Origin of the sequence: Nocardioides sp. NPDC000445 (assembly GCF_040300245.1) — a bacterium.
Classification (GTDB): Bacteria; Actinomycetota; Actinomycetes; order Propionibacteriales; family Nocardioidaceae; genus Nocardioides.
In genome coordinates this window covers 1-18480 of sequence record NZ_JBEPDH010000024.1, presented here as the reverse complement: position 1 = coordinate 18480, position 18480 = coordinate 1, and the positions used below count along the sequence as shown (strand labels likewise).

The following is an 18480-nucleotide window of genomic DNA, read 5'->3' as shown; positions in this document are numbered from 1 at the left end:
AGACATCCAGGACGGGGGCGGTTATGGACGAGCAGGAGTTCGACGACTTCTACGTCGCCGGCTTCGCCAGGCTCACCGGTCAGATCTACGCAATGATCGGGGACCGGGACGAAGCCGAGGAGTGCGTCCAGGAAGCCTTCATCCGGGCCTGGTCGAACCGGCGGCAGCTCGAGCTGGCCAGCCATCCCGAGGCCTGGGTGCGCACCACCGCGTACCGGCTGGCCGTAAGCCGTTGGCGCCGGTTCAAGCGGGGGCGGCGACCGGCCGACAGAGCGCTGTCTCCGGCGGTCTCGGCTCCGCCACCTGACGAGAACCGGGTGGCGTTGATCAGAGCACTCAACGAGCTGCCTGATGCCCAGCGCCGCGCGCTGGTGCTGCACCACATCTGTGATCTGCCGGTGCAGCAGATAGCCGAGGAGACGGGCGTGCCCGCAGGGACCGTCAAGGCCCGGCTCTCCCGGGGACGAGTCGCCCTGGCCGCCCTGCTCGATTCCAGCACCGACGACATCCCGGGAGGAGCAACCCATGCGTGACCCGATCGAGGACCTGGAGTCCTTCACCCCCGACGAGCCTGGCGTGCGTCCGCTGCCACCTGCCGAGGTACGCCGGCTCGGCATCCGGATGCGACGTCGTCGCCGTGCGCTCCTGGCCGTCACCTCGGTGGTCGCGGTGATAGCGATCGCGGCGCCGTTCGCGGTCGCCGCACTGGACCGCGACTCCGCCGAACCCTTGCCGACCGGACCGTCGCCGTCGACGACCACACCGAGCCGGGGGCAGGACCCCGATGCGACTGGCGAGACCAGGTGGCGTACCGAGATCCCCGATGACTTCAAGCTTCTCGCCGGGATCGTGAACGACCCCGACGGATCGTCGCCGACGATCTCCAGGAGCCAGGACGGAGTCAGCGTCGAGCTGTGCGGCGAGACCCCGTGGCCCGCGCAGTCGATCGATCGCCTGGCCGGTGAGGATCCCGCGCCCGACTACCACTACCGGCGCGAGCTTCTGCTCTTCGACACCGACACCGAGGCCAAGCAGGCAATGGCCCAGGTGCGGAACGCGCTTGAGGGTTGCCCCACCGACGTCACCACCGAGGGTCCCCTCCCGGACACGGAGATGGCGACCGAGAACAAGCCCTACCCCGACGAGTCTCCGGGCGCCGGCGAGACGGTCACCTGGACCAACACCTTCGCCGACGCCAGCATCGGGGCCGACGTCTTCCAGCTCGTACGGGTGGGCAACGCGGTCGCCGCGACCCGTGAGAGCAGCGAGTCGAACAAGGACGCGGTCGCTCAGCATGTTCCGATGGTGTCCGAGGCATCGGTCCAGCTGGTCGAGCAGATGTGCATCTTCGCTGCCGACTCGTGCAGCGCCGCTCCGCCTACCCGCCAGACCACCGGCTCGGACGCCGGCTCGGGTACGTCACCATGAGCTCGTCGACGGGACCAACTGGCGAACGTACGACGGGGTCTTGGCGATGATCAGCTCGGCGGGATGTAGAGCTTGAAGCCGGGAGGCAGCTTGTCCGGTGCCCGGTGGCCGTTGTAGATCCGCAGCTCCTCCTCGGTGATGCGGAACTTCTTGGCAACGCTCGCGTAGGTGTCTCCCGCGACGGTCGTGTAGACCGTCTCCCCGGTGCCGGGCTGGGGTTTCGGCTCGGGCTTGGGCTTCTCGGCCTTGACCGGGATCTCGATCGTCGTGCCGGCGAGCAGCTTGGTGGCGTCCTGGTAGCCGTTGTGCGCCATCAGCTCGTCGGCAGTGACGCCGAACTTCTTGCCGATGCTGAAGAACGTGTCACCTGCGACGACCTTGTACTTCTTCGGCTTCGGCTTCGCCGTCGGGATCTTGATCTCGCTCCCCGCCAGCAGCTTGGTGGGATCCTCGTAGCCGTTGTAGGCCATCAGCTCGCCGACCTCGACGCCGAACTTCGCGGCGATGCCGGAGAAGGTGTCACCGGGCGCCACGGTGTACGTCTTCCCGGCCGGCTTCGCGGGCGGGCTCACCACGAGCTTGGCCCCCGCTCGGATCTTGGCGGGGTCGGCGATCTTGTTCCAGGTCACGAGGTCGCTGACCTTGACGCCGTACTTCCCGGCGATGCCGGAGAGGGTCTCCCCCGGCTGGACGGTGTGGGTCTTCCGCTCCGTCTTTGCCTGATCCACGCTCTGGTGCGCGCTCCGGGTCGATGCCGCCACGGCCGGGGCCAACCCGGCGATCGACGAGCCGACCGAGGCCGAAACAGCCATGACGACCGCACCCGAGATCAAACGCCTCATTCTCTTGGCCATAGCCGTCACAGTAATCCGTTCGGACGCTCACCCGCGCCCAATCGAACCAATCCCCGAAAACACGACCGCCCCGCGACCTTGACGGTCGCGGGGCGGTCAGGAACTGACGTACGTCAGAGGGACTGCAGGATCTCGCGAGCGAGAGCAGCGGTCTCCGACGGGGTCTTGCCGACCTTGACGCCGGCGGCCTCGAGGGCCTCCTTCTTCGCCTGCGCGGTGCCGGCGGAGCCGGACACGATCGCACCGGCGTGACCCATGGTCTTACCCTCCGGCGCGGTGAAGCCGGCGACGTAGCCGACGACAGGCTTGGAGATGTTCTCCTTGATGTAGGCCGCGGCCCGCTCCTCGGCGTCGCCACCGATCTCACCGATCATGACGATGAGCTTGGTCTCGTCGTCCTTCTCGAACGCCTCGAGGGCGTCGATGTGGGTGGTGCCGATGATCGGGTCACCGCCGATGCCGATGGCGGTGGAGAAGCCGAAGTCCTTCAGCTCGTACATCATCTGGTAGGTCAGCGTGCCCGACTTGGAGACGAGACCGACAGGGCCCTTGCCGGTGATGGTGTGCGGGGTGATGCCGGCCAGCGACTCGCCCGGCGTGATGATGCCGGGGCAGTTCGGGCCGATCATCCGGGTGGCCTTGCCCTGCAGGTAGGACCACACCTCGGCGGTGTCCTGGACCGGGACGCCCTCGGTGATGACCACGATCAGCGGCATCTCGGCGTCGATGGCCTCGATCGCGGCGTCCTTGGTGAACGCCGGCGGCACGAAGAGCACCGACACGTTGGCGCCGGTCTCCTTCATCGCCTCCGCGACCGTGCCGAACACCGGGAGCTCCACGTCGGCGCCCTGGGCGTCCTTGTGGGTGACCGTGGTGCCGGCCTTGCGAGCGTTGACGCCACCGACGATCTGAGCGCCCGAGTCCAGCATCAGGGCGGTGTGCTTCGCACCCATGCCGCCGGTGATGCCCTGGACGATGACCTTGCTGTCCTTGTTGAGGTAGATGCTCATGTTTCTCTCTCCTGACCTCAGGCGTTGGCCAGCTCGGCGGCCTTGTCGGCGCCGCCGTCCATGGTGTCGACGATGGTGACCAGCGGGTGGTTGGCCTCACTGAGGATCTGGCGACCCAGGTCCACGTTGTTGCCGTCCAGACGCACGACGAGCGGCTTGGTGGCCTCGTTGCCGAGGATGTCCAGCGCGCCGACGATGCCCTTGGCGACCTCGTCACACGCGGTGATGCCACCGAAGACGTTCACGAACACGGACTTGACCTGCTCGTCGTTCAGGATGACGTCGAGACCGTCGGCCATGACCTGCGCGTTGGCGCCGCCACCGATGTCGAGGAAGTTGGCGGGCTTGACGCCGCCGTGAGCCTCACCGGCGTACGCGACGACGTCGAGGGTCGACATGACCAGACCCGCGCCGTTGCCGATGATGCCGACCTGGCCGTCGAGCTTGACGTAGTTGAGGCCCTTGTCCTTGGCCTTGGCCTCGAGCGGGTCCTCCTCGTCACGGATGACGAACTGCTCGTGGTCCTCGTGGCGGATCTCGGAGGCGTTGTCGTCCAGCGACACCTTGCCGTCGAGAGCCTCCAGCTTGTCGCCCTCCAGGCGAGCCAGCGGGTTGACCTCGACGAGCGTCGCGTCCTCCTCGGTGAACACCGTGTAGAGGCTCTGGATCATCGCGACGGCCTGCTCGAAGACGGGCTCCGGGAAGCCGCACTCGGTCGCGATCTCGCGCGCCTTGGCCTCGTCGACACCCTTGCCGGGGTCGATGCCGATCTGCTTCACGGCGTCGGGGTTGGTCTTGGCGACCTCCTCGATCTCCACACCACCCTCGACGGACGCGATGCAGAGGTACTGCCGGTTCGACCGGTCCAGCAGGAAGGAGAAGTAGTACTCCTCCACCGGCGGGGTCGCCGGCGTGATCAGCACCCGGTTGACCCTCAGGCCCTTGATCTCCATACCGAGGATGTTCGAGGCGTGCTCGAACGCCTCGTCCGCGGTCTTGGCCAGCTTCACGCCGCCGGCCTTGCCTCGGCCACCGGCCTTGACCTGCGCCTTGACGACGCAGAAGCCGATCTCCTCGGCGGCCTTCCTGGCTTCCTCAGCCGTCTCGACGACGACACCTTCGGTCACGGCGACGCCGTGCTTGGCGAAGAGCTTCTTCGCCTGGTACTCCATGAGATCCACTGATCCACCTGGTCTGTGTGTTGCGGTACGGGGCGGCGTACCGCATGGATCAGCGGTCGACGCCCTCGTCTTCAGATGTGTCCGTCCAGCACCATAGACCCCGCCGAGCCGGTCTTACGAGCCCAGGGCACACGACGTGACGTATGCCACTAGCGAGGCGTGGGACCGGACACACCGGACATATACCAACAAATCGGCAACCTTGGGTAACAGACCGTAGCCGCACGTAGTGACCCCCGTTTGACCCCGTACGACGCGGTCCGAGACCCGGGGACCGGACGGTTTTGACACCGTATCGAGGCTCAAATGGACCGAAGACACGCGTTTCGGGTGACATGAATATGCCGCAATCGAGTTCCGAATCTGGCGGAAATACGCAGATCAGCGACTGATTCGGCCGTCGCCGAAGGTGAAATCAGCGAAACGGGCGTGCCACATTTCTTGACCGCGCCCTCCGGTCCGTTACAGTCATGGCTCGCCGTCTGACCCCGAACAGCGGAGATATGAACTGATGGGCAACCACCGAGCCGACGTCACAAGTGACAGTCCGCGTTCGGTCACCCCTTCCCCCGGAGCAACCACGAGCAGCAGCAGCTACGTCGGGAAGCGGCGCGCAGCGCCGGCGACCGACAGCCCTGCCTCCAGGCCTGCCCCGCGAGCGACCGGATCGACCTCCTACGTCGGGAAGCGGCGCGCCGCGCCGTCCCCCGCCGTTGGGACCGCGAAGCCATCCCCCGCCCCTGAGATTCCTGAAGAGCCGGTCGCCAAGGCCCGGCCCAACCGCGTGGTCCTCGACCAGACCGGCAAGCTGCCGGTCGTCGGATCCCCGCGTGCTGACGAGACCCGCGACGGCCGCATCTCGACGGGTGAGCTGCGTGCTCTTGTCGAGGGCGACGGCCCTTCCTTCCCGGCCTCGTTCCCGACGCCGCCTCCTGCGGCGACCCCGATCGTGCCCGTGCAGCGCCGGGCGGCCCAGATCGACCCGGTCCTGGCCGACCTGCTCTCCTCGATGGGCATCGACCCGGACAAGGTGACCCCCGAGGTGCTCGAAGACCTCGGCGTCGGAGGCATGACGACCTCCGAGCTCACCATGTTCCTGACCCAGCCGACCAAGCCCGCGCCGACCAAGGCGACGTCGAGCAGGTCGGTCTCGACCAAGACGCCGCCGCGCGGCGTTCCGGCGGTTCCCGCAGCTCCGGTTGTTCCCGCGCCGGTGCTTCCCGAGCCGGTGGCGCCCGTCGCCCCGGTCGCTCCCGTCGCTCCTGAGCCGACCTTCCAGGCGCCCGAGCCGACGCACACCCCGAAGCCGCTGCGGATGGCCAACACGTTCGCGCCGCTGACCGGCAAGATCCGCGCCGTGCGCGAGGCCCGCCAGATCCCGGCCCCGCCGGTGGCCCCGGCTGCTCCGGCCTACGAGCCGGAGATCCAGGAGCCCCGCGGGTTCCAGGAGGCTTTCGACGCGCCGCCGACGTCGTTCAAGATCGACACGACCTCGTTCCCGGCCCCGCCGGTGTCGCTGCCGCAGCAGATCGACTTCGATTCGATGGCGATCGACCTGCCGGCCGAGACCTACACCGTCGACGCGCCCTACTACGAGGCGCCGCAGCCGCACGAGGCGTACTACCAGGACGACTACGCCGACGGCTACCACAGCGACCCGCAGCAGGCCGAGACCTACTTCCGCGCCGACACGGGCAGCATCGACCTGCCGAGCATCAGCGAGATCGCGACCTACCGGCCCGAGCTGCACGACCTCCCGGCGGTCGAGACCACCGGCACGATGGTCGGCATCGGCGGCCCCACCCGTCCCCGCACCCGGCGCGCCGCCGCTGCTGCGGCCGGTGGCCGCCCGACGGTCCCGCTGACCGCCGGCGCCGCGGCTCTCGCCGCCGCCATCGGCGGCATCGCGCTGACCGGTGGTCCGACGATGGTCGCCGCCGATGACGTACGCCTCGTCGGCGCCACCGCGCTCGGTGGCGACAGCGACATGGTCGTCGTCGGTGACCGCTCCGCGACCGTCACCCGTAACGACGAGCGCTCCGAGGCCGACACCGCGGCGAGCGACCGCGAGAAGGCGCTCCAAGGCGTCGACGTCCAGGCCGACAAGCAGGACAAGTTCCTCAAGTCCAACATGTGGGAGCTGCCGATCCCGGCGGGCGTCTACCGCATCACCGGCACCTTCGGCTCCTCGGGCTCCAACTGGTCCAGCACCCACACGGGTCTCGACTTCGCGGCCCCCTATGGCACGCCGATCCACGCGATCGCCCGCGGCACGGTCACCGAGACCGCCTGGGGCGGGGCGTACGGAAACCGGACGATCATCACCCTCGAGGACGGCACCGAGATCTGGTACTGCCACCAGAGCGACTACGGCGTCTCCGTCGGCCAGACGGTCTCCCCCGGCGAGGTCATCGGCTACGTCGGCTCGACCGGTAACTCCACCGGCAACCACCTCCACGTGGAGGTCCGCCCCGGTGGTGGTGACGCCGTCGACCCCGACGCCGCCCTCAACGAGCACGGGGTCGACCCGAGCTGACGCGCGCAGCGCGTCCTGTGTGTAGTCGAGTCGGCGCAACTGCACGCCTTGGAGCGACCTGACGCGCACAGCGCGTCCCAGTGTGTAGCCGAGTCGGCGCAACTGCACGCCTTGGAGCGAAGCGAAGCGAGCGAGGCGTGCGGTTGCGCCGACTCGGCGCGTAGTCATCTACAGTCACCCCCGAGTCGGCCCGTCAGAACGAGCCGACTCGGCGTGACTAGAGCTTCTCGACCGGCGCGTAGCGCAGCAGCAGCCGCTTCACCCCCGTGTCCCCGAAGTCGATGCTCGCGACCTGCTTGTCGCCCGAGCCCTCGATGGTGACGACGGTGCCGAGGCCGAAGGAGTCGTGGGTGACCCGGTCGCCCGGGTCGAGCGAGGGCACCTCACGGGCCGGCTTCGACTTGGCCGCGACATCGGCGCGCAGCGCGGCCGAGGAGAAGTTGCGGCGGCCGGCGGCGGTGGGTTGGCCGAGACGCTGGCCACCGCCCCAGCTGTCGTTGGCGAAGTTCGGCCGGCCCCACGAGGACATCTCCTTCTCCGTACGCCGCCAGTCGACCAGGTCGACCGGGAGCTCGTCGAGGAAGCGGCTGCCGGGGTTGTGCGAGGGCGCGCCCCAGGCGGACCGGACGACGGCGCGGGAGATGAAGAGCCGCTTCTCGGCGCGGGTGATGCCGACGTAGGCCAGGCGGCGCTCCTCCTCGAGCTCGGTGCCGTCACCGAGGGCGCGGGAGTGCGGAAAGACGCCGTCCTCCATGCCGGTGAGGAAGACCGCGGGGAACTCCAGGCCCTTGGCGGTGTGGAGCGTCATCAGGGTGACCACGCCGTCCTCGTCGTCGGGGATCTGGTCGGTGTCGGCGACCAGGGCGACCCGCTCCAGGAAGTCGCGGAGCCCGGGTTCGACCGTGCCAGCGTCGACGTCGGCCGGGTCGGCGCTCGGGGCCGCGACCGGATCGTCGGAGAACTCACGGGCCACGGCGACGAGCTCGGCGAGGTTCTCCACGCGGGTCTCGTCCTGCGGGTCATCGGACTCCTCGAGCGAGGCGAGGTAGCCCGATCGGTCGAGCACCGTCTCCAGGATGACATCGGCCCGCTCGCCGGCGGCGACCATCTGCAGCAGCTCTTCGACCATCGCGACGAAGGCCTTGATGTTGGTCAGGCTGCGGGTGGCCAGGCCGGGGGCGTCCTCGGCCTTCTGCAGCGCGTCCCAGAAGGTCAGGCCGTCGCGCTCGGCGAGCGCGTTGACGCAGGCCACGGCGCGATCGCCGATGCCCCGCTTGGGGGTGTTGAGGATCCTTCGGAGCGAGACCTGGTCGTCGGGGTTGGCCAGGGTGCGCAGGTAGGCCAGGGCGTCGCGTACTTCCTTGCGCTCGTAGAAGCGCACACCACCGACGACCTTGTAGGGCTGGCCGGTGCGGATGAACACCTCCTCGAAGACACGCGACTGGGCGTTGGTGCGGTAGAAAACGGCGACGTCGGCGGCCTTGAGCCCACCGTCGACCAGCTTGTCGATCTCGTCGGAGACGAACCGGGCCTCGTCGCGCTCGTCGTCGGCGACGTAGCCGACGATGCGATCACCGTTGCCGGCGTCGCTCCACAGCGCCTTCTCCTTGCGACCCTTGTTGTGCTTGATGACCGCGTTGGCTGCGGTGAGGATCGTCTGCGTGGAGCGGTAGTTCTGCTCCAGCAGGATGGTGGTCGCGTTGGGGAAGTCCTGCTCGAAGTCGAGGATGTTGCGGATGTTGGCGCCGCGGAAGGCGTAGATCGACTGGTCGGCGTCGCCGACCACCATCAGCTCGGCCGGCTCGGCCCGCGGAGTCTCCTCGGCGTAGGTGTCGGTCAGCGCGGTGTCGTCCATCCGGTCGGCGCAGAGCTCGTGGACCAGGGCGTACTGAGCGTGGTTGGTGTCCTGGTACTCGTCGACCAGCACATGCCGGAAGCGGCGCCGGTAGACCTCGCGCACCTCCGGGTAGGTCCGGAAGAGCTCGACCGTCGACATGATCAGGTCGTCGAAGTCGAGGGCGTTCGCCTGGCGCAGACGCTTCTGGTACTCCTTGTAGGCCGCCACATAGGTCTGCTCGAGGTGGTTGCGCGCGTCCTTCTCGGCCGCCTCGACGTCGCGCAGCTCGTTCTTCTGGTCGCTGACCCAGTTGAGCACCTGGCCGGGCTGGTAGTGACGCGGGTCGAGGTCGAGGTCGCTGAGCACCAGCTGCATCAGCCGCTTCTGGTCCTGGGCGTCGTAGATGGAGAAGTTGGACTTCAGTCCGACCTTGTCGATCTCCTTGCGGAGGATCCGCACGCAGGCGCTGTGGAACGTGGAGACCCACATGATCCGGGCGCGCTTGCCGACCAGGGCCTCGACGCGCTCCTTCATCTCGGCCGCGGCCTTGTTGGTGAAGGTGATCGCCAGGATGCTGCCGGGGTGCGCGCCGCGCTGCGAGATCAGCCACGCGATCCGCCGGGTCAGCACCCGGGTCTTGCCCGACCCCGCTCCCGCCACGACCAGGAGGGGCGCACCCTCGTGCTGCACGGCGGCCTTCTGGGGCTCGTTGAGCCCGTCGAGGAGCTCTTCCGTGCTCGGGCCACGTCGTTTCGTACGCGGCTCGTCGGCCGGCTGCGCCGAGGCGAAGGCCTCGAGGCCGGGGATGGTTGCGACAGGGGTCTGGTCAGGCGTACTCATGCTGCCTCCAGCCTAGGGGCTGGCACCGACAACGGGCGGGTCGGCGGGCCCTGTGGGAATCGTCAGGCAGCGACGTGCGCGGACGACCAGAAGACCGCGACGCAGACGTTGATGATCGTCAGCCCGAAGATCGTCCAGTAGAGCCCGTCGGAGATCTTCGGCTTGCGCAGCTGCGACATCACCAGGCCGAGGATGACCAGGCCGATCACGAGCTTCACGCCGACCTTGGCGTGGTCGACCGGACCGTCGCCCATCTCGAGGACTCCGACGAGCAGCAGCCCGGCGAGGAACGCGGTGCCGGAGCCGTCGCGCATGAGGCCGTTGGCGACCTTGTCAGGGGTCTTGATCTGCACCAGCAGGCCGCCGAAGAGGGCCGCGAAGCCGAGCAGGTGAATGACGAGCAGGATGTGCCGCACGATCTCCATGCGCAAAGACTAGAGCCACCGCTCCGGAGCCCACCACGCGGTACCGCTTCGGCACGTTTTCGAACGATCACACGATTTTGGTCACATTCGCCTTGGGGAATTCGGCGGTGTCTGCCTACTCTCACCGTGACCGCCACCATCGCTCTCGGCTCCGCAAGGAGGATTCTGACGTGTCATCACCTCGCCCGACCCTGCCCACCGGCGGGTCCAGACCGCTCGACCAGCTCCGCCAGTCCATCCGCTTCGACGTACCGGCCTCGCTGGTCGTCTTCCTCGTCGCCGTCCCGCTCTCGCTCGGCATCGCCGTCGCCTCCGGTGCTCCTGTCGCCGCGGGCCTGATCGCCGCCGCGGCAGGCGGCATCGTCGCCGGCCTGTTCGGCGGCTCCCCGCTGCAGGTCAGCGGCCCTGCTGCCGGCATGACCGTCGTCGTGGCCGAGACGGTCGCCGAGTTCGGATGGGAGGCGACCTGTGCCATCACCGTGATGGCCGGGGTTCTCCAGGTCCTGCTCGGTGCCACCCGGCTGGGACGCTACGCGCTGGCCATCTCTCCGACCGTGGTCAGCGCGATGCTGGCCGCGATCGGGATCTCGATCGTCCTCGGTCAGCTCAACGTCGCCCTCGGCGGCCGGTCGCAGTCCAGCGCGTTCGAGAACGTCCAGCACATCATCGGCAACGCTCAGGAACCCAACATCCACGCCGTCCTGGCCGGGCTCGGGGTGATCGCCATCCTGCTCGCCTGGCCTCGGCTCCCGCAGCGGATCCGCGCGGTGCCCGGCCAGCTGGTGGCCGTCGTCGCGCTCACCCTTCTCGCGGCTGCGTGGCTGCCGGGTGCCGAGCGGGTCGAGCTCGGCGGTGACCTGCTCGACGAGATCGGCTCGGTCGCACTGCCGGAGGGCACTCCGCTCGCCGTGGCCGGCGCGGTGCTCACCGTCGCGCTGGTCGCGAGCGTCGAGAGCCTGCTCTCGGCGGTCGCCGTCGACAAGCTGCACGGCGGCCCGCGTAGCAACCTCAACCGCGAGCTCGTCGGCCAGGGTCTGGCCAACTCCGCATCCGGCGCCCTGGGCGGCCTCCCGGTCACCGGCGTCATCGTGCGAAGCTCGACCAACGTCGCCGCCGGAGCCCGCACCCGGGTGTCCGCGATCCTGCACGGCGTCTGGGTGCTCCTCTTCGCCCTCGTCCTGGTCGGGCTCGTCGAGCAGATCCCGCTCGCCGCTCTGGCCGGGCTGCTGATCATGATGGGCACCGGCCTGGTCCGGCCCGCCGACATCTCCCAGGCGCACGCCCGTGGCGAGCTGTGGATCTATGGCCTCACCATCGCGGGAGTGCTCGCGCTCAACCTCATCGAAGGTGTCATGATCGGCCTCGTGGCCGCGCTGGTCCTGGTGCTGTGGCGCCTGGTCCACGTGCGGATCGACGTACGGATGGCCGGCCAGGCCGCCGACGGCCGCGAGAAGTGGCTGGTCGAGGTGCACGGCAGCCTCTCGTTCCTGGCGACGCCGACACTGGTGAGCAGGCTCGATGAGATCCCGGAGGGCCAGGTCGTCGAGCTCGACCTCCTGGTCGACTACCTCGACCCGGCCGGCCGTGACCAGCTCGACCACTGGCGCGCCCGCTACGAGGAAGCCGGTGGCACCGTGCTCGTGGAGCACTCCGGACCGCACGGCGAGGAGGCACCCCGCCGGGAGCGCGCGCTGAAGGCGCCGCCGATCAGCCCCCGCGGCCTGCTGCCGTGGAGCGCCTGGCAGGACGTACGTGCCGACCGCACCGATCGTCACCACCCCCTCGCCCTCGGCGTGCGGGAGTACCACCGCCGCCACGCGGCACCGCTGCGCCCGGTCTACGAGGGGCTGGCCGACGGCCAGGAGCCGCACGCGGTCTTCCTGACCTGCGTCGACTCCCGGGTGGTGCCGAACCTGATCACGTCGAGCGGCCCGGGCGACCTGCTGACCGTGCGCACCATGGGCAACCTGGTGCCCGAGCCAGGTAGCCCGGACAGCTCGGTCGCGGCGCCGATGCTCTTCGGCGTGGACGACCTCGGCATCAACACCGTCGTCGTCTGCGGCCACTCCCGCTGCGGGGCGATCACCTCCGCGCTGGAGAGCACCCGTGCCGGGGACGTGCCCGCCGGGCCGGTCGGCGACTGGCTGCGCCATGCCGCTCCGGCCATCCACGAGTGGCAGGCCGGGCATCCGGTCGGCGCCGCAGCCGCCGCGGCCGGCCGGAGCGAGGTCGACCAGGTCTCCCAGGTCAACGTCGCGGTGATGATCGACCGCCTCGGGGAGCTCCTGGCAGGCCGGGACGTACGTCTCGTGGGGCTGTTCCTGGACATCTCCGACGGGACGCTGCAGATCCTGCGCGGCGAGGGCTTCACGACGCTCACCGACGCGGAGACCGATGAGCTCGCCCACCTGATGGAGGCTCGCCCACCGGAGCCGGCCTAGGACTAGAGCAGGCGGCGGTCGTTGGCCCAGCGAGTGAGCTCGTGACGGCTCGACAGCTGCAGCTTGCGCAGAACGTTGGACATGTGGGTCTCGACCGTCTTGATCGAGATGAACAGCTCGCCGGCGACCTCCTTGTAGGAGTAGCCACGGGCGATGAGGCGCATCACCTCGCGCTCTCGTTCGGTCAGACGGTCGAGGTCCTCGTCGATGTCGGCGATGGCGATGGTGCCGGCGAAGGCGTCGAGCACGAAGCCGGCCAGACGCGGTGAGAAGACCGCGTCTCCGCCGGAGACCCGCTGGATCGCGGCGACCAGCTCGGCGCCGGTGATGGTCTTGGTGACGTAGCCACGTGCGCCGCCGCGGATGGTGCCGATGACGTCCTCGGCCGCGTCGGAGACGGACAGCGCGAGGTAGCGCGGCGAGCCGTCGACGGCTGGCGCCTTGCGCATCACCTCGACACCGCCCCCGCCGGGAAGATGTACGTCGAGCAGCACCACGTCGGGCTTGCCCTCGGCGATCGCCTTGACCGCGGAGTCGACATCCTCCGCCTCCCCGACGATCCGGATCACCGGCGACCGGCTCAGCTCGGCGCGTACGCCGGTGCGGAACATCGCATGGTCGTCGACGATGACGACCTTGACCTCACTCATGGTTGCTCTCCATCCGCGGCTGCTTCAGCCGCACCTCGGTGCCCTCTCCCGGAGACGATCTCACCACAGCGCTGCCGCCGTGGCGCGACATCCGGTCGATGATGCTGTCGCGTACGCCGTGCCGGTCGGCGGAGACCTCGTCGACGACGAAGCCCGCTCCACGGTCGCGGACGAAGACCTCGAAGGCCTCCTCGGTCGCCTCGGCGTAGACGTCGACCCGGCCGGTGCCGGCGTGCTTGGCGGCGTTGGTGACCGCCTCACGGGTGGCAGCGACGATGGGGCGCACCGTCTCGTCGAAGGGGCCGTCGCCGACGACCACCACGTCGACGGTCACGCCGTGGGCGTCCTCCACCTCTGCTGCGGCCGCCTTCAGGGCGGCCGCGAACGTCTCGTCGGCCTCGGCCGGGGTCGAGAAGAGCCACTCCCGCAGGTCGCGCTCCTGGGCGCGGGCCAGCTTCTGCACCATCGCGGGATCGCCGGAGTTGCGCTGGATCAGGGCGAGGGTCTGAAGGACGGAGTCGTGCAGGTGAGCGGCCATGTCGGCACGCTCCTGGCTCCGGATCCGCTCCTCGCGCTCGCTGCCCAGGTCGCTGGCGAGCTGGTGCATCCACGGCCCGACGACGAGGAAGCCCGCGCCGAGCACGATCAGCCCGGCGATGATCAGTGCGGTGGCGTTGCCGAAGTCGAGCTGGCCGCCGGCGAGGATCACCGCGAAGAGCATCAGGCCGACGCCGACGCCGACCCGGACGTACGCCCGCCAACCGCCCTTCCCGAACACCATCCGCACCAGGTCGAGGCGTCCGGTGCCGTCGATCCAGCGCTCCCGCTGGGCGGCGTCGGCCTGGCGCCACAGCAGCGCGACACCGGCGACGCCGAGCATCGCCGGCCAGATCAGCGCACCGGCACCGAGCACGGTGTCGAAGAGCACCACGGCGCCGAACCCGAGAGCGAGCAGCGCGATCGCCGGGCCCTTGTCGACACCGCCCGAACGCGCGGCGGGGCGGCGGCCGCCGCGGGTCGCGCTCTCACCGCCCGGTGTGGACTGCTCGAGGAGAGGCGCGGCCGGGATGAAGATCCACAGGGCGGCGTAGAGCAGCACGCCGAAGCCGCTGAACACGGCGGTCACCACGAAGAACGCACGCACGGCGAGCACCGGGAGGCCGAGGTGTTCGGCCAGACCCGCGGCCACGCCGCCGATCACCGACGCGTCGGTGTCGCGGTAGGCGCGGCGTACCGCTGGAGCGGAGCCCGAAGCCGTAGGGCCTGTGCGCTCCGGGGGCGGTTCCGGTAGCTCCGCGGTGGCGTGGGTTGTCGTCATGATGACATCCATCGTCACACCAACCAGGGGTGTGTGCCATGAGGATTCACCCTGATCCTTGCTCGTCGAGAACTCAGGGCCGTCCCTGATGGTCTGCGGGGTGCCGAGGAGTCAGAGTAGGGGTGTGACGATCCCGCCCGAGGCGCCGCCGCCTCCCAACCCGGAGCCGCCACCGCCTGTCTCCGAGGCGCGCGCCCGGCCCAGTGTCGAGCAGCTGCGCAACCTCAGTGGCCTGCGGCGTACGACCCATGCCTCCCCGGAGGGACGGCACATCGCCGGCGTCGCGGGTGGGATCGCACGCCACTTCGACGTCGACCCGCTGCTGGTGCGGGTGCTGCTGGTCGTGGCGGTGTTCTTCGGGGGCGCCGGCGGGATCGTGTACGTCGCGGCCTGGGTGCTGGTGCCCGAGGAGGGTGCCGAGGACGGGATGATCCCCGTCGGACCACCTGCCCGCAACCTCCTGCTCTGGATCGCCGGCGGGATCGCGGCGATCTCGCTGCTCGGCGACGCGTTCGGCGACACCAGCGTGCCGTGGTTCTGGCTCGCGGTGCTCGGGGTGGTCGCGCTCTGGTACGCCAACCGCGGCAAGTGGGGCCGCAAGCGCGGCGGACCTCCCCCGTCCCCCGCCTCGTCTCCGTCCACCACGAGCATGCACGTTCCCGCAGCCCCGACGCGTACTCTTCCGGCGCCGTGGCCGCCCGGGTCCTACGATCCCAGCGCGCCCGTCACCGTGGCCGGTCGGCGGCGCCCGCCGTTGCTGCTCGGCCGCGCCATCGCGGTCGCCGCACTGGTGGTCGGTGTCCTCGGGCTCGTCGACGTCGCCGACTGGGCGCCGGTCCCGACCAGCGCCTACCCGGCCGCGCTCCTGGCCGTCTTCGGTGGCTTCCTCGTGCTCGGCGCCTTCTGGGGCCGGGCCGGCGGGCTGATCTTCCTCGGGCTGCTGGCGCTCGCCGCGCTGCCGCTCACCATGATCGACCCCTCCAACATCGACACCGGCAGCAGCATCGAGTCCCATCCGCGGAGCGTCGCGATGCTGGAGTCGTCGTACCAGGTCGACGCCGGGGAGATCACGCTGGACATGAGCGCCATCGATGCGAAGACGCTCGACGGCCGCGAGCTCGACATCGACAGCTCCTTCGGCGAGATCACCGTGATCGTCCCCGACGACGCCACCGTCGCCGTCGACGCCTCCGTCGGCACCCTCGGGGAGGCGCAGATCTTCGACGAGACCCGCAGCGACGTCGGCGGGTTCAACCTGGCCCGCACCCATGTCGCCGGGAAGGAAGGCAGCGAACCCGGTCTCGCCGACGACGCCGACCTCCATCTGACCACCACAGCTGACGTCGGCGCGATCAAGGTCTTCGAGGAGAGCGACCCCCGAGCCGCCGCCTTCGTCGGAACGGCCGAGAGGAGCAACCCGTGAGCTACGACTACGCCCCGCCGCCGCGTTTCGAGGACCAGGCGCAGCCGCCGAAGCCCACCGGCCGGCACCCGGTCAACATCGGCCATCTGGTCATGGGTCTCGCCTTTCTCGTCTTCGTCGTCGTCTGGGCTCTGATCGTCAGCGGGACCGTCGTCATCCACAGCGTCGAGGACCTTCGCTGGCTTCTTCCGCTTCCCTGGATCGTCGGCGGCTCTATCGGGCTTCTTGCTGCGCTTCTTCGGAAGAACTGACTTTTTTCGCGGGGGCGCGTTTGTCTTCTCTGCGGGATCGTTCTTCTTGGTTGGGGTGGGCCGCCGACCCTTGCTTTGAGGGTCTTCTCGCCGAACCCCGGAGTCAAGGACGGCCTGCGGCCGCCGGCTTCGCCGGCCGCTTCGCGGTCCTTGACACCGGCGCCCGTCGAGAAAAACTTGGCTGGCTATCGGGGCGGCGGCCCGGGTGTGGCGCAGCGGAATCTTGCCTCGGACAGGTGAGATTGATGGGGTGGAAGGGTGGCCCTTCGGGCCACTTACCATCCACAGAAACGAAGTCGTTCGCTCACCGCGAAAACAGTGTTTGATCAGGGAAAATAGGTGGCCAGACAGAGGCGGTGAGCGTAGAATCAGACCCATCACGGCACACCTCCGAGGAGAGGGCAGCGATGAGTCTCGGCCGCTCGATCGACCCCTGGGGCACCAACCCCGGCGACGCGATCGACGCTGCCTTGGCCGCCATCGAGACCGCCCTCCAAGAGCTCCTTTCCAGCGACCCCGCCTACTGGCGCACAGGCCAGAAGAAAGACCTGCTCGAGCGACTGGAGAAGCTCCAGGCCCAACAAGCCGCACTGAAACTGCGAGTCCTCGCCACGGCTGGCGATATCGCCGAGGAGACCGGCGCCAAGGACGCCTCCGCCTGGATGCGGACCGACCTCTTGGTCGACAAGGGCGTGGCTCGCTCCCAGGTGAAACTCGCGACCAGTGTCGCGAAGTACGACCTCGTGGCCACCGGCCTCGCCGAAGGTGTGGTGTCCCAGGACAAGGCACGGGTGATCACCCAGGCGCTCGACAAGATCGAGACCAACCCCATCGCCAGCAGCGAAGACCTGGTCCTCGCCGAGAAACTGCTCGTTGACTACGCCACCCGGTTGACCGCCAACGAACTCCGCATCATCGGGAGACGGATCCTGCGCGAGATCGACCCCGCCCGGTTCGACGACGCCGAAGCCAAAGCACTCCTCGCCGAAGAGGAACGTGCCCAGCAGAAGACCGCCCTACGGGTCTGGGACAACCACGACGGCACCATCGGCTTCGACGGCGTCCTGCCGGTCTCGATGGGGATGCGGTTCAAGCGGCTGGTCGAGGCCTGGGCCCAGCCCCGTAAGCAACAGTTGGTCGGCAAGGGTGCTCCGTTGCCGCCGTGGGAACGGCTGATGGGTCAGGGGTTCTCGCGGCTGTTGGAGACCATCGACCCGGCCGCCCTGCCCCGTCACGGTGGCGACGCCACCGTGGTCAACGTGGTGATCAGCCTTGAGGAGCTCCGCAAGGACCTCGGCATCGCTACGTTGGGTTATGACGAGACCAACGGGGCCACGATCTCCGCGGCCGAGGCACGTCGGATGGCGTGCAACGCCACCATCATCCCCTGGGTCCTCGGCGGCGACAGCGAGGTCCTCGACGCCGGCCGTGGCAGCAGGTTCTTCCAACCGATCCAACGCAAGGCGATGCGGATCCAGCACAAGTGCTGCCAAGCCGAAGGCTGCGACATGCCACCGGAATGGTGCGACGCCCACCACCTCGAACCCTGGGCCGCCGGCGGCAAGACCGATCTGAAAGATGGGGCGTTGTTGTGTCCGCATCATCATCGCCTGGCGCACAACGCGGCCTACGTTCATGAGCGTCTACCCGACGGCACCATCAGGTTCACCCGTCGCCCCTAACCGGCTGGGCGAGGAACCACACCACCGGGCCTGCCCCTCGGCCCGACGACTCCAACATCAACCCGTCGTCAGCTCTCGCTGAAGCGCCCGACCCAGTGCCCGCATGAGCGTTCCGGTCAGCTTCCTGGACCCCACGCTCGCCGCCTCCGCACTCGCGGGGACACATCCCCACCGCCGCAAGGTTCCCCACCCTCCGGAGAGTGGGGAACCTCCACGCCCGTGGAGAACTCTCCCGATCAGTGGGAACCTCGCGACCCGACCGGCACCAAACCCAACCCGGTCAAACAACGGCCCTCTTGTGAACGATTCACAAGTTCGCGCCCACTGCCAAAGGCACCCACGAAGCACGACCCGCCCGCACACGACCAGTCCACGGCCCCCAAGCCCGTGCCCAACTGAATCCGCTGCGCCATACCCTCGCCGCCGACCCGATACAGGCCAAATCTTCTCGATCGCGCACCGGGTCAAGGATCGCCGCAGGCGACCGGCGAAGCCGGCGGGCGAAGCCCGTCCCGTAGTGCCTCATGTCAAGATGCCCGCGAAAGGTGGTCGGTGCCTCAGTTAGGAATGCCCGCGAGGATCTAGCCGACGGCATCGACGCCCT

The 18480-nt window shown here is 69.0% G+C and carries 14 protein-coding genes; 7 read left to right on the top strand and 7 right to left on the bottom strand.

Translation table 11 applies throughout. The features are described from left to right. Window positions 1-23: 23 nt before the first annotated feature. Window positions 24-533, top strand: coding sequence for a SigE family RNA polymerase sigma factor (locus ABT304_RS26125; RefSeq protein ID WP_350719680.1), 510 nt, complete (start codon window positions 24-26; stop codon window positions 531-533). Beyond that, window positions 526-1428: a hypothetical protein gene (locus ABT304_RS26120; protein WP_350719678.1), complete on the top strand. Its 903-nt coding sequence runs from the start codon at window positions 526-528 to the stop codon at window positions 1426-1428. The genes ABT304_RS26125 and ABT304_RS26120 overlap by 8 nt, the downstream gene beginning before the upstream one ends. 50 nt (window positions 1429-1478) lie before the next feature. On the opposite strand, the gene ABT304_RS26115 is transcribed toward ABT304_RS26120, so the two are convergent. The 3 genes from ABT304_RS26115 to sucC form a co-directional block, all read right to left on the bottom strand. Further along, window positions 1479-2240, bottom strand: coding sequence for a LysM peptidoglycan-binding domain-containing protein (locus tag ABT304_RS26115; protein WP_350719676.1), 762 nt, complete (start codon window positions 2238-2240; stop codon window positions 1479-1481). Window positions 2241-2395: 155 nt separating this feature from the next. Further along, window positions 2396-3292, bottom strand: a complete 897-nt coding sequence (gene sucD, locus ABT304_RS26110) for a succinate--CoA ligase subunit alpha (RefSeq protein WP_008364062.1) — start codon at window positions 3290-3292, stop codon at window positions 2396-2398. A 17-nt stretch (window positions 3293-3309) separates the two neighbouring features. Beyond that, window positions 3310-4473 (bottom strand): ADP-forming succinate--CoA ligase subunit beta, encoded by a 1164-nt coding sequence (sucC, locus tag ABT304_RS26105; RefSeq protein WP_091052902.1) that lies wholly within the window; start codon window positions 4471-4473, stop codon window positions 3310-3312. Between the two features lie 511 nt (window positions 4474-4984). On the opposite strand from sucC, the gene ABT304_RS26100 reads away from it, so the two are divergent. Beyond that, entirely contained in the window at window positions 4985-7009 is a 2025-nt protein-coding gene (locus tag ABT304_RS26100; protein WP_350719674.1) for a M23 family metallopeptidase, read from the top strand. A gap of 217 nt (window positions 7010-7226) precedes the next feature. Here the strand turns inward: ABT304_RS26100 and pcrA are convergent, their stop codons facing one another. Then, window positions 7227-9686 (bottom strand): DNA helicase PcrA, encoded by a 2460-nt coding sequence (pcrA, locus tag ABT304_RS26095; protein ID WP_350719672.1) that lies wholly within the window; start codon window positions 9684-9686, stop codon window positions 7227-7229. Window positions 9687-9748: 62 nt separating this feature from the next. Next, entirely contained in the window at window positions 9749-10111 is a 363-nt protein-coding gene (locus ABT304_RS26090; RefSeq protein ID WP_350719670.1) for a hypothetical protein, read from the bottom strand. Between the two features lie 170 nt (window positions 10112-10281). On the opposite strand from ABT304_RS26090, the gene ABT304_RS26085 reads away from it, so the two are divergent. Beyond that, on the top strand, window positions 10282-12552 hold the full coding sequence (locus ABT304_RS26085) for a SulP family inorganic anion transporter (protein ID WP_350719668.1): 2271 nt from the start codon (window positions 10282-10284) through the stop codon (window positions 12550-12552). 2 nt (window positions 12553-12554) lie between these two features. Here the strand turns inward: ABT304_RS26085 and ABT304_RS26080 are convergent, their stop codons facing one another. After that, entirely contained in the window at window positions 12555-13202 is a 648-nt protein-coding gene (locus ABT304_RS26080) for a LuxR C-terminal-related transcriptional regulator (RefSeq protein WP_350719667.1), read from the bottom strand. Further along, the gene (locus ABT304_RS26075; RefSeq protein ID WP_350719665.1) at window positions 13195-14520 is read right to left on the bottom strand and encodes a PspC domain-containing protein; all 1326 of its coding nucleotides are present in this window, start codon (window positions 14518-14520) and stop codon (window positions 13195-13197) included. The genes ABT304_RS26080 and ABT304_RS26075 overlap by 8 nt, the downstream gene beginning before the upstream one ends. Window positions 14521-14644: 124 nt before the next feature. Between ABT304_RS26075 and ABT304_RS26070 the strand changes: the two genes are divergently transcribed. The 3 genes from ABT304_RS26070 (at window position 14645) to ABT304_RS26060 (ending at window position 17876) form a co-directional block, all read left to right on the top strand. Then, the gene (locus ABT304_RS26070; protein WP_350719663.1) at window positions 14645-15943 is read left to right on the top strand and encodes a PspC domain-containing protein; all 1299 of its coding nucleotides are present in this window, start codon (window positions 14645-14647) and stop codon (window positions 15941-15943) included. Continuing rightward, window positions 15940-16194 carry a hypothetical protein gene (locus ABT304_RS26065; RefSeq protein WP_160025267.1) on the top strand — a complete coding sequence of 85 codons (255 nt, stop codon included), beginning with the start codon at window positions 15940-15942 and terminating at the stop codon, window positions 16192-16194. The genes ABT304_RS26070 and ABT304_RS26065 overlap by 4 nt, the downstream gene beginning before the upstream one ends. Before the next feature lie 407 nt (window positions 16195-16601). Next, window positions 16602-17876 carry an HNH endonuclease signature motif containing protein gene (locus ABT304_RS26060; RefSeq protein ID WP_350719661.1) on the top strand — a complete coding sequence of 425 codons (1275 nt, stop codon included), beginning with the start codon at window positions 16602-16604 and terminating at the stop codon, window positions 17874-17876. Window positions 17877-18480: the final 604 nt, after the last annotated feature.

Excerpts from the sequence above, each read along its gene's own strand:
- ABT304_RS26125 (WP_350719680.1), top strand. The coding sequence starts at position 24 with ATGGACGAGCAGGAGTTCGACGACTTCTACGTCGCCGGCTTCGCCAGG.
- ABT304_RS26120 (WP_350719678.1), top strand. The coding sequence starts at position 526 with ATGCGTGACCCGATCGAGGACCTGGAGTCCTTCACCCCCGACGAGCCT.
- ABT304_RS26115 (WP_350719676.1), bottom strand. The coding sequence starts at position 2,240 with ATGGCTGTTTCGGCCTCGGTCGGCTCGTCGATCGCCGGGTTGGCCCCG.
- sucD (WP_008364062.1), bottom strand. The coding sequence starts at position 3,292 with ATGAGCATCTACCTCAACAAGGACAGCAAGGTCATCGTCCAGGGCATC.
- ABT304_RS26100 (WP_350719674.1), top strand. The coding sequence starts at position 4,985 with ATGGGCAACCACCGAGCCGACGTCACAAGTGACAGTCCGCGTTCGGTC.
- pcrA (WP_350719672.1), bottom strand. The coding sequence starts at position 9,686 with ATGAGTACGCCTGACCAGACCCCTGTCGCAACCATCCCCGGCCTCGAG.
- ABT304_RS26090 (WP_350719670.1), bottom strand. The coding sequence starts at position 10,111 with ATGGAGATCGTGCGGCACATCCTGCTCGTCATTCACCTGCTCGGCTTC.
- ABT304_RS26080 (WP_350719667.1), bottom strand. The coding sequence starts at position 13,202 with ATGAGTGAGGTCAAGGTCGTCATCGTCGACGACCATGCGATGTTCCGC.
- ABT304_RS26075 (WP_350719665.1), bottom strand. The coding sequence starts at position 14,520 with ATGACGACAACCCACGCCACCGCGGAGCTACCGGAACCGCCCCCGGAG.
- ABT304_RS26060 (WP_350719661.1), top strand. The coding sequence starts at position 16,602 with ATGAGTCTCGGCCGCTCGATCGACCCCTGGGGCACCAACCCCGGCGAC.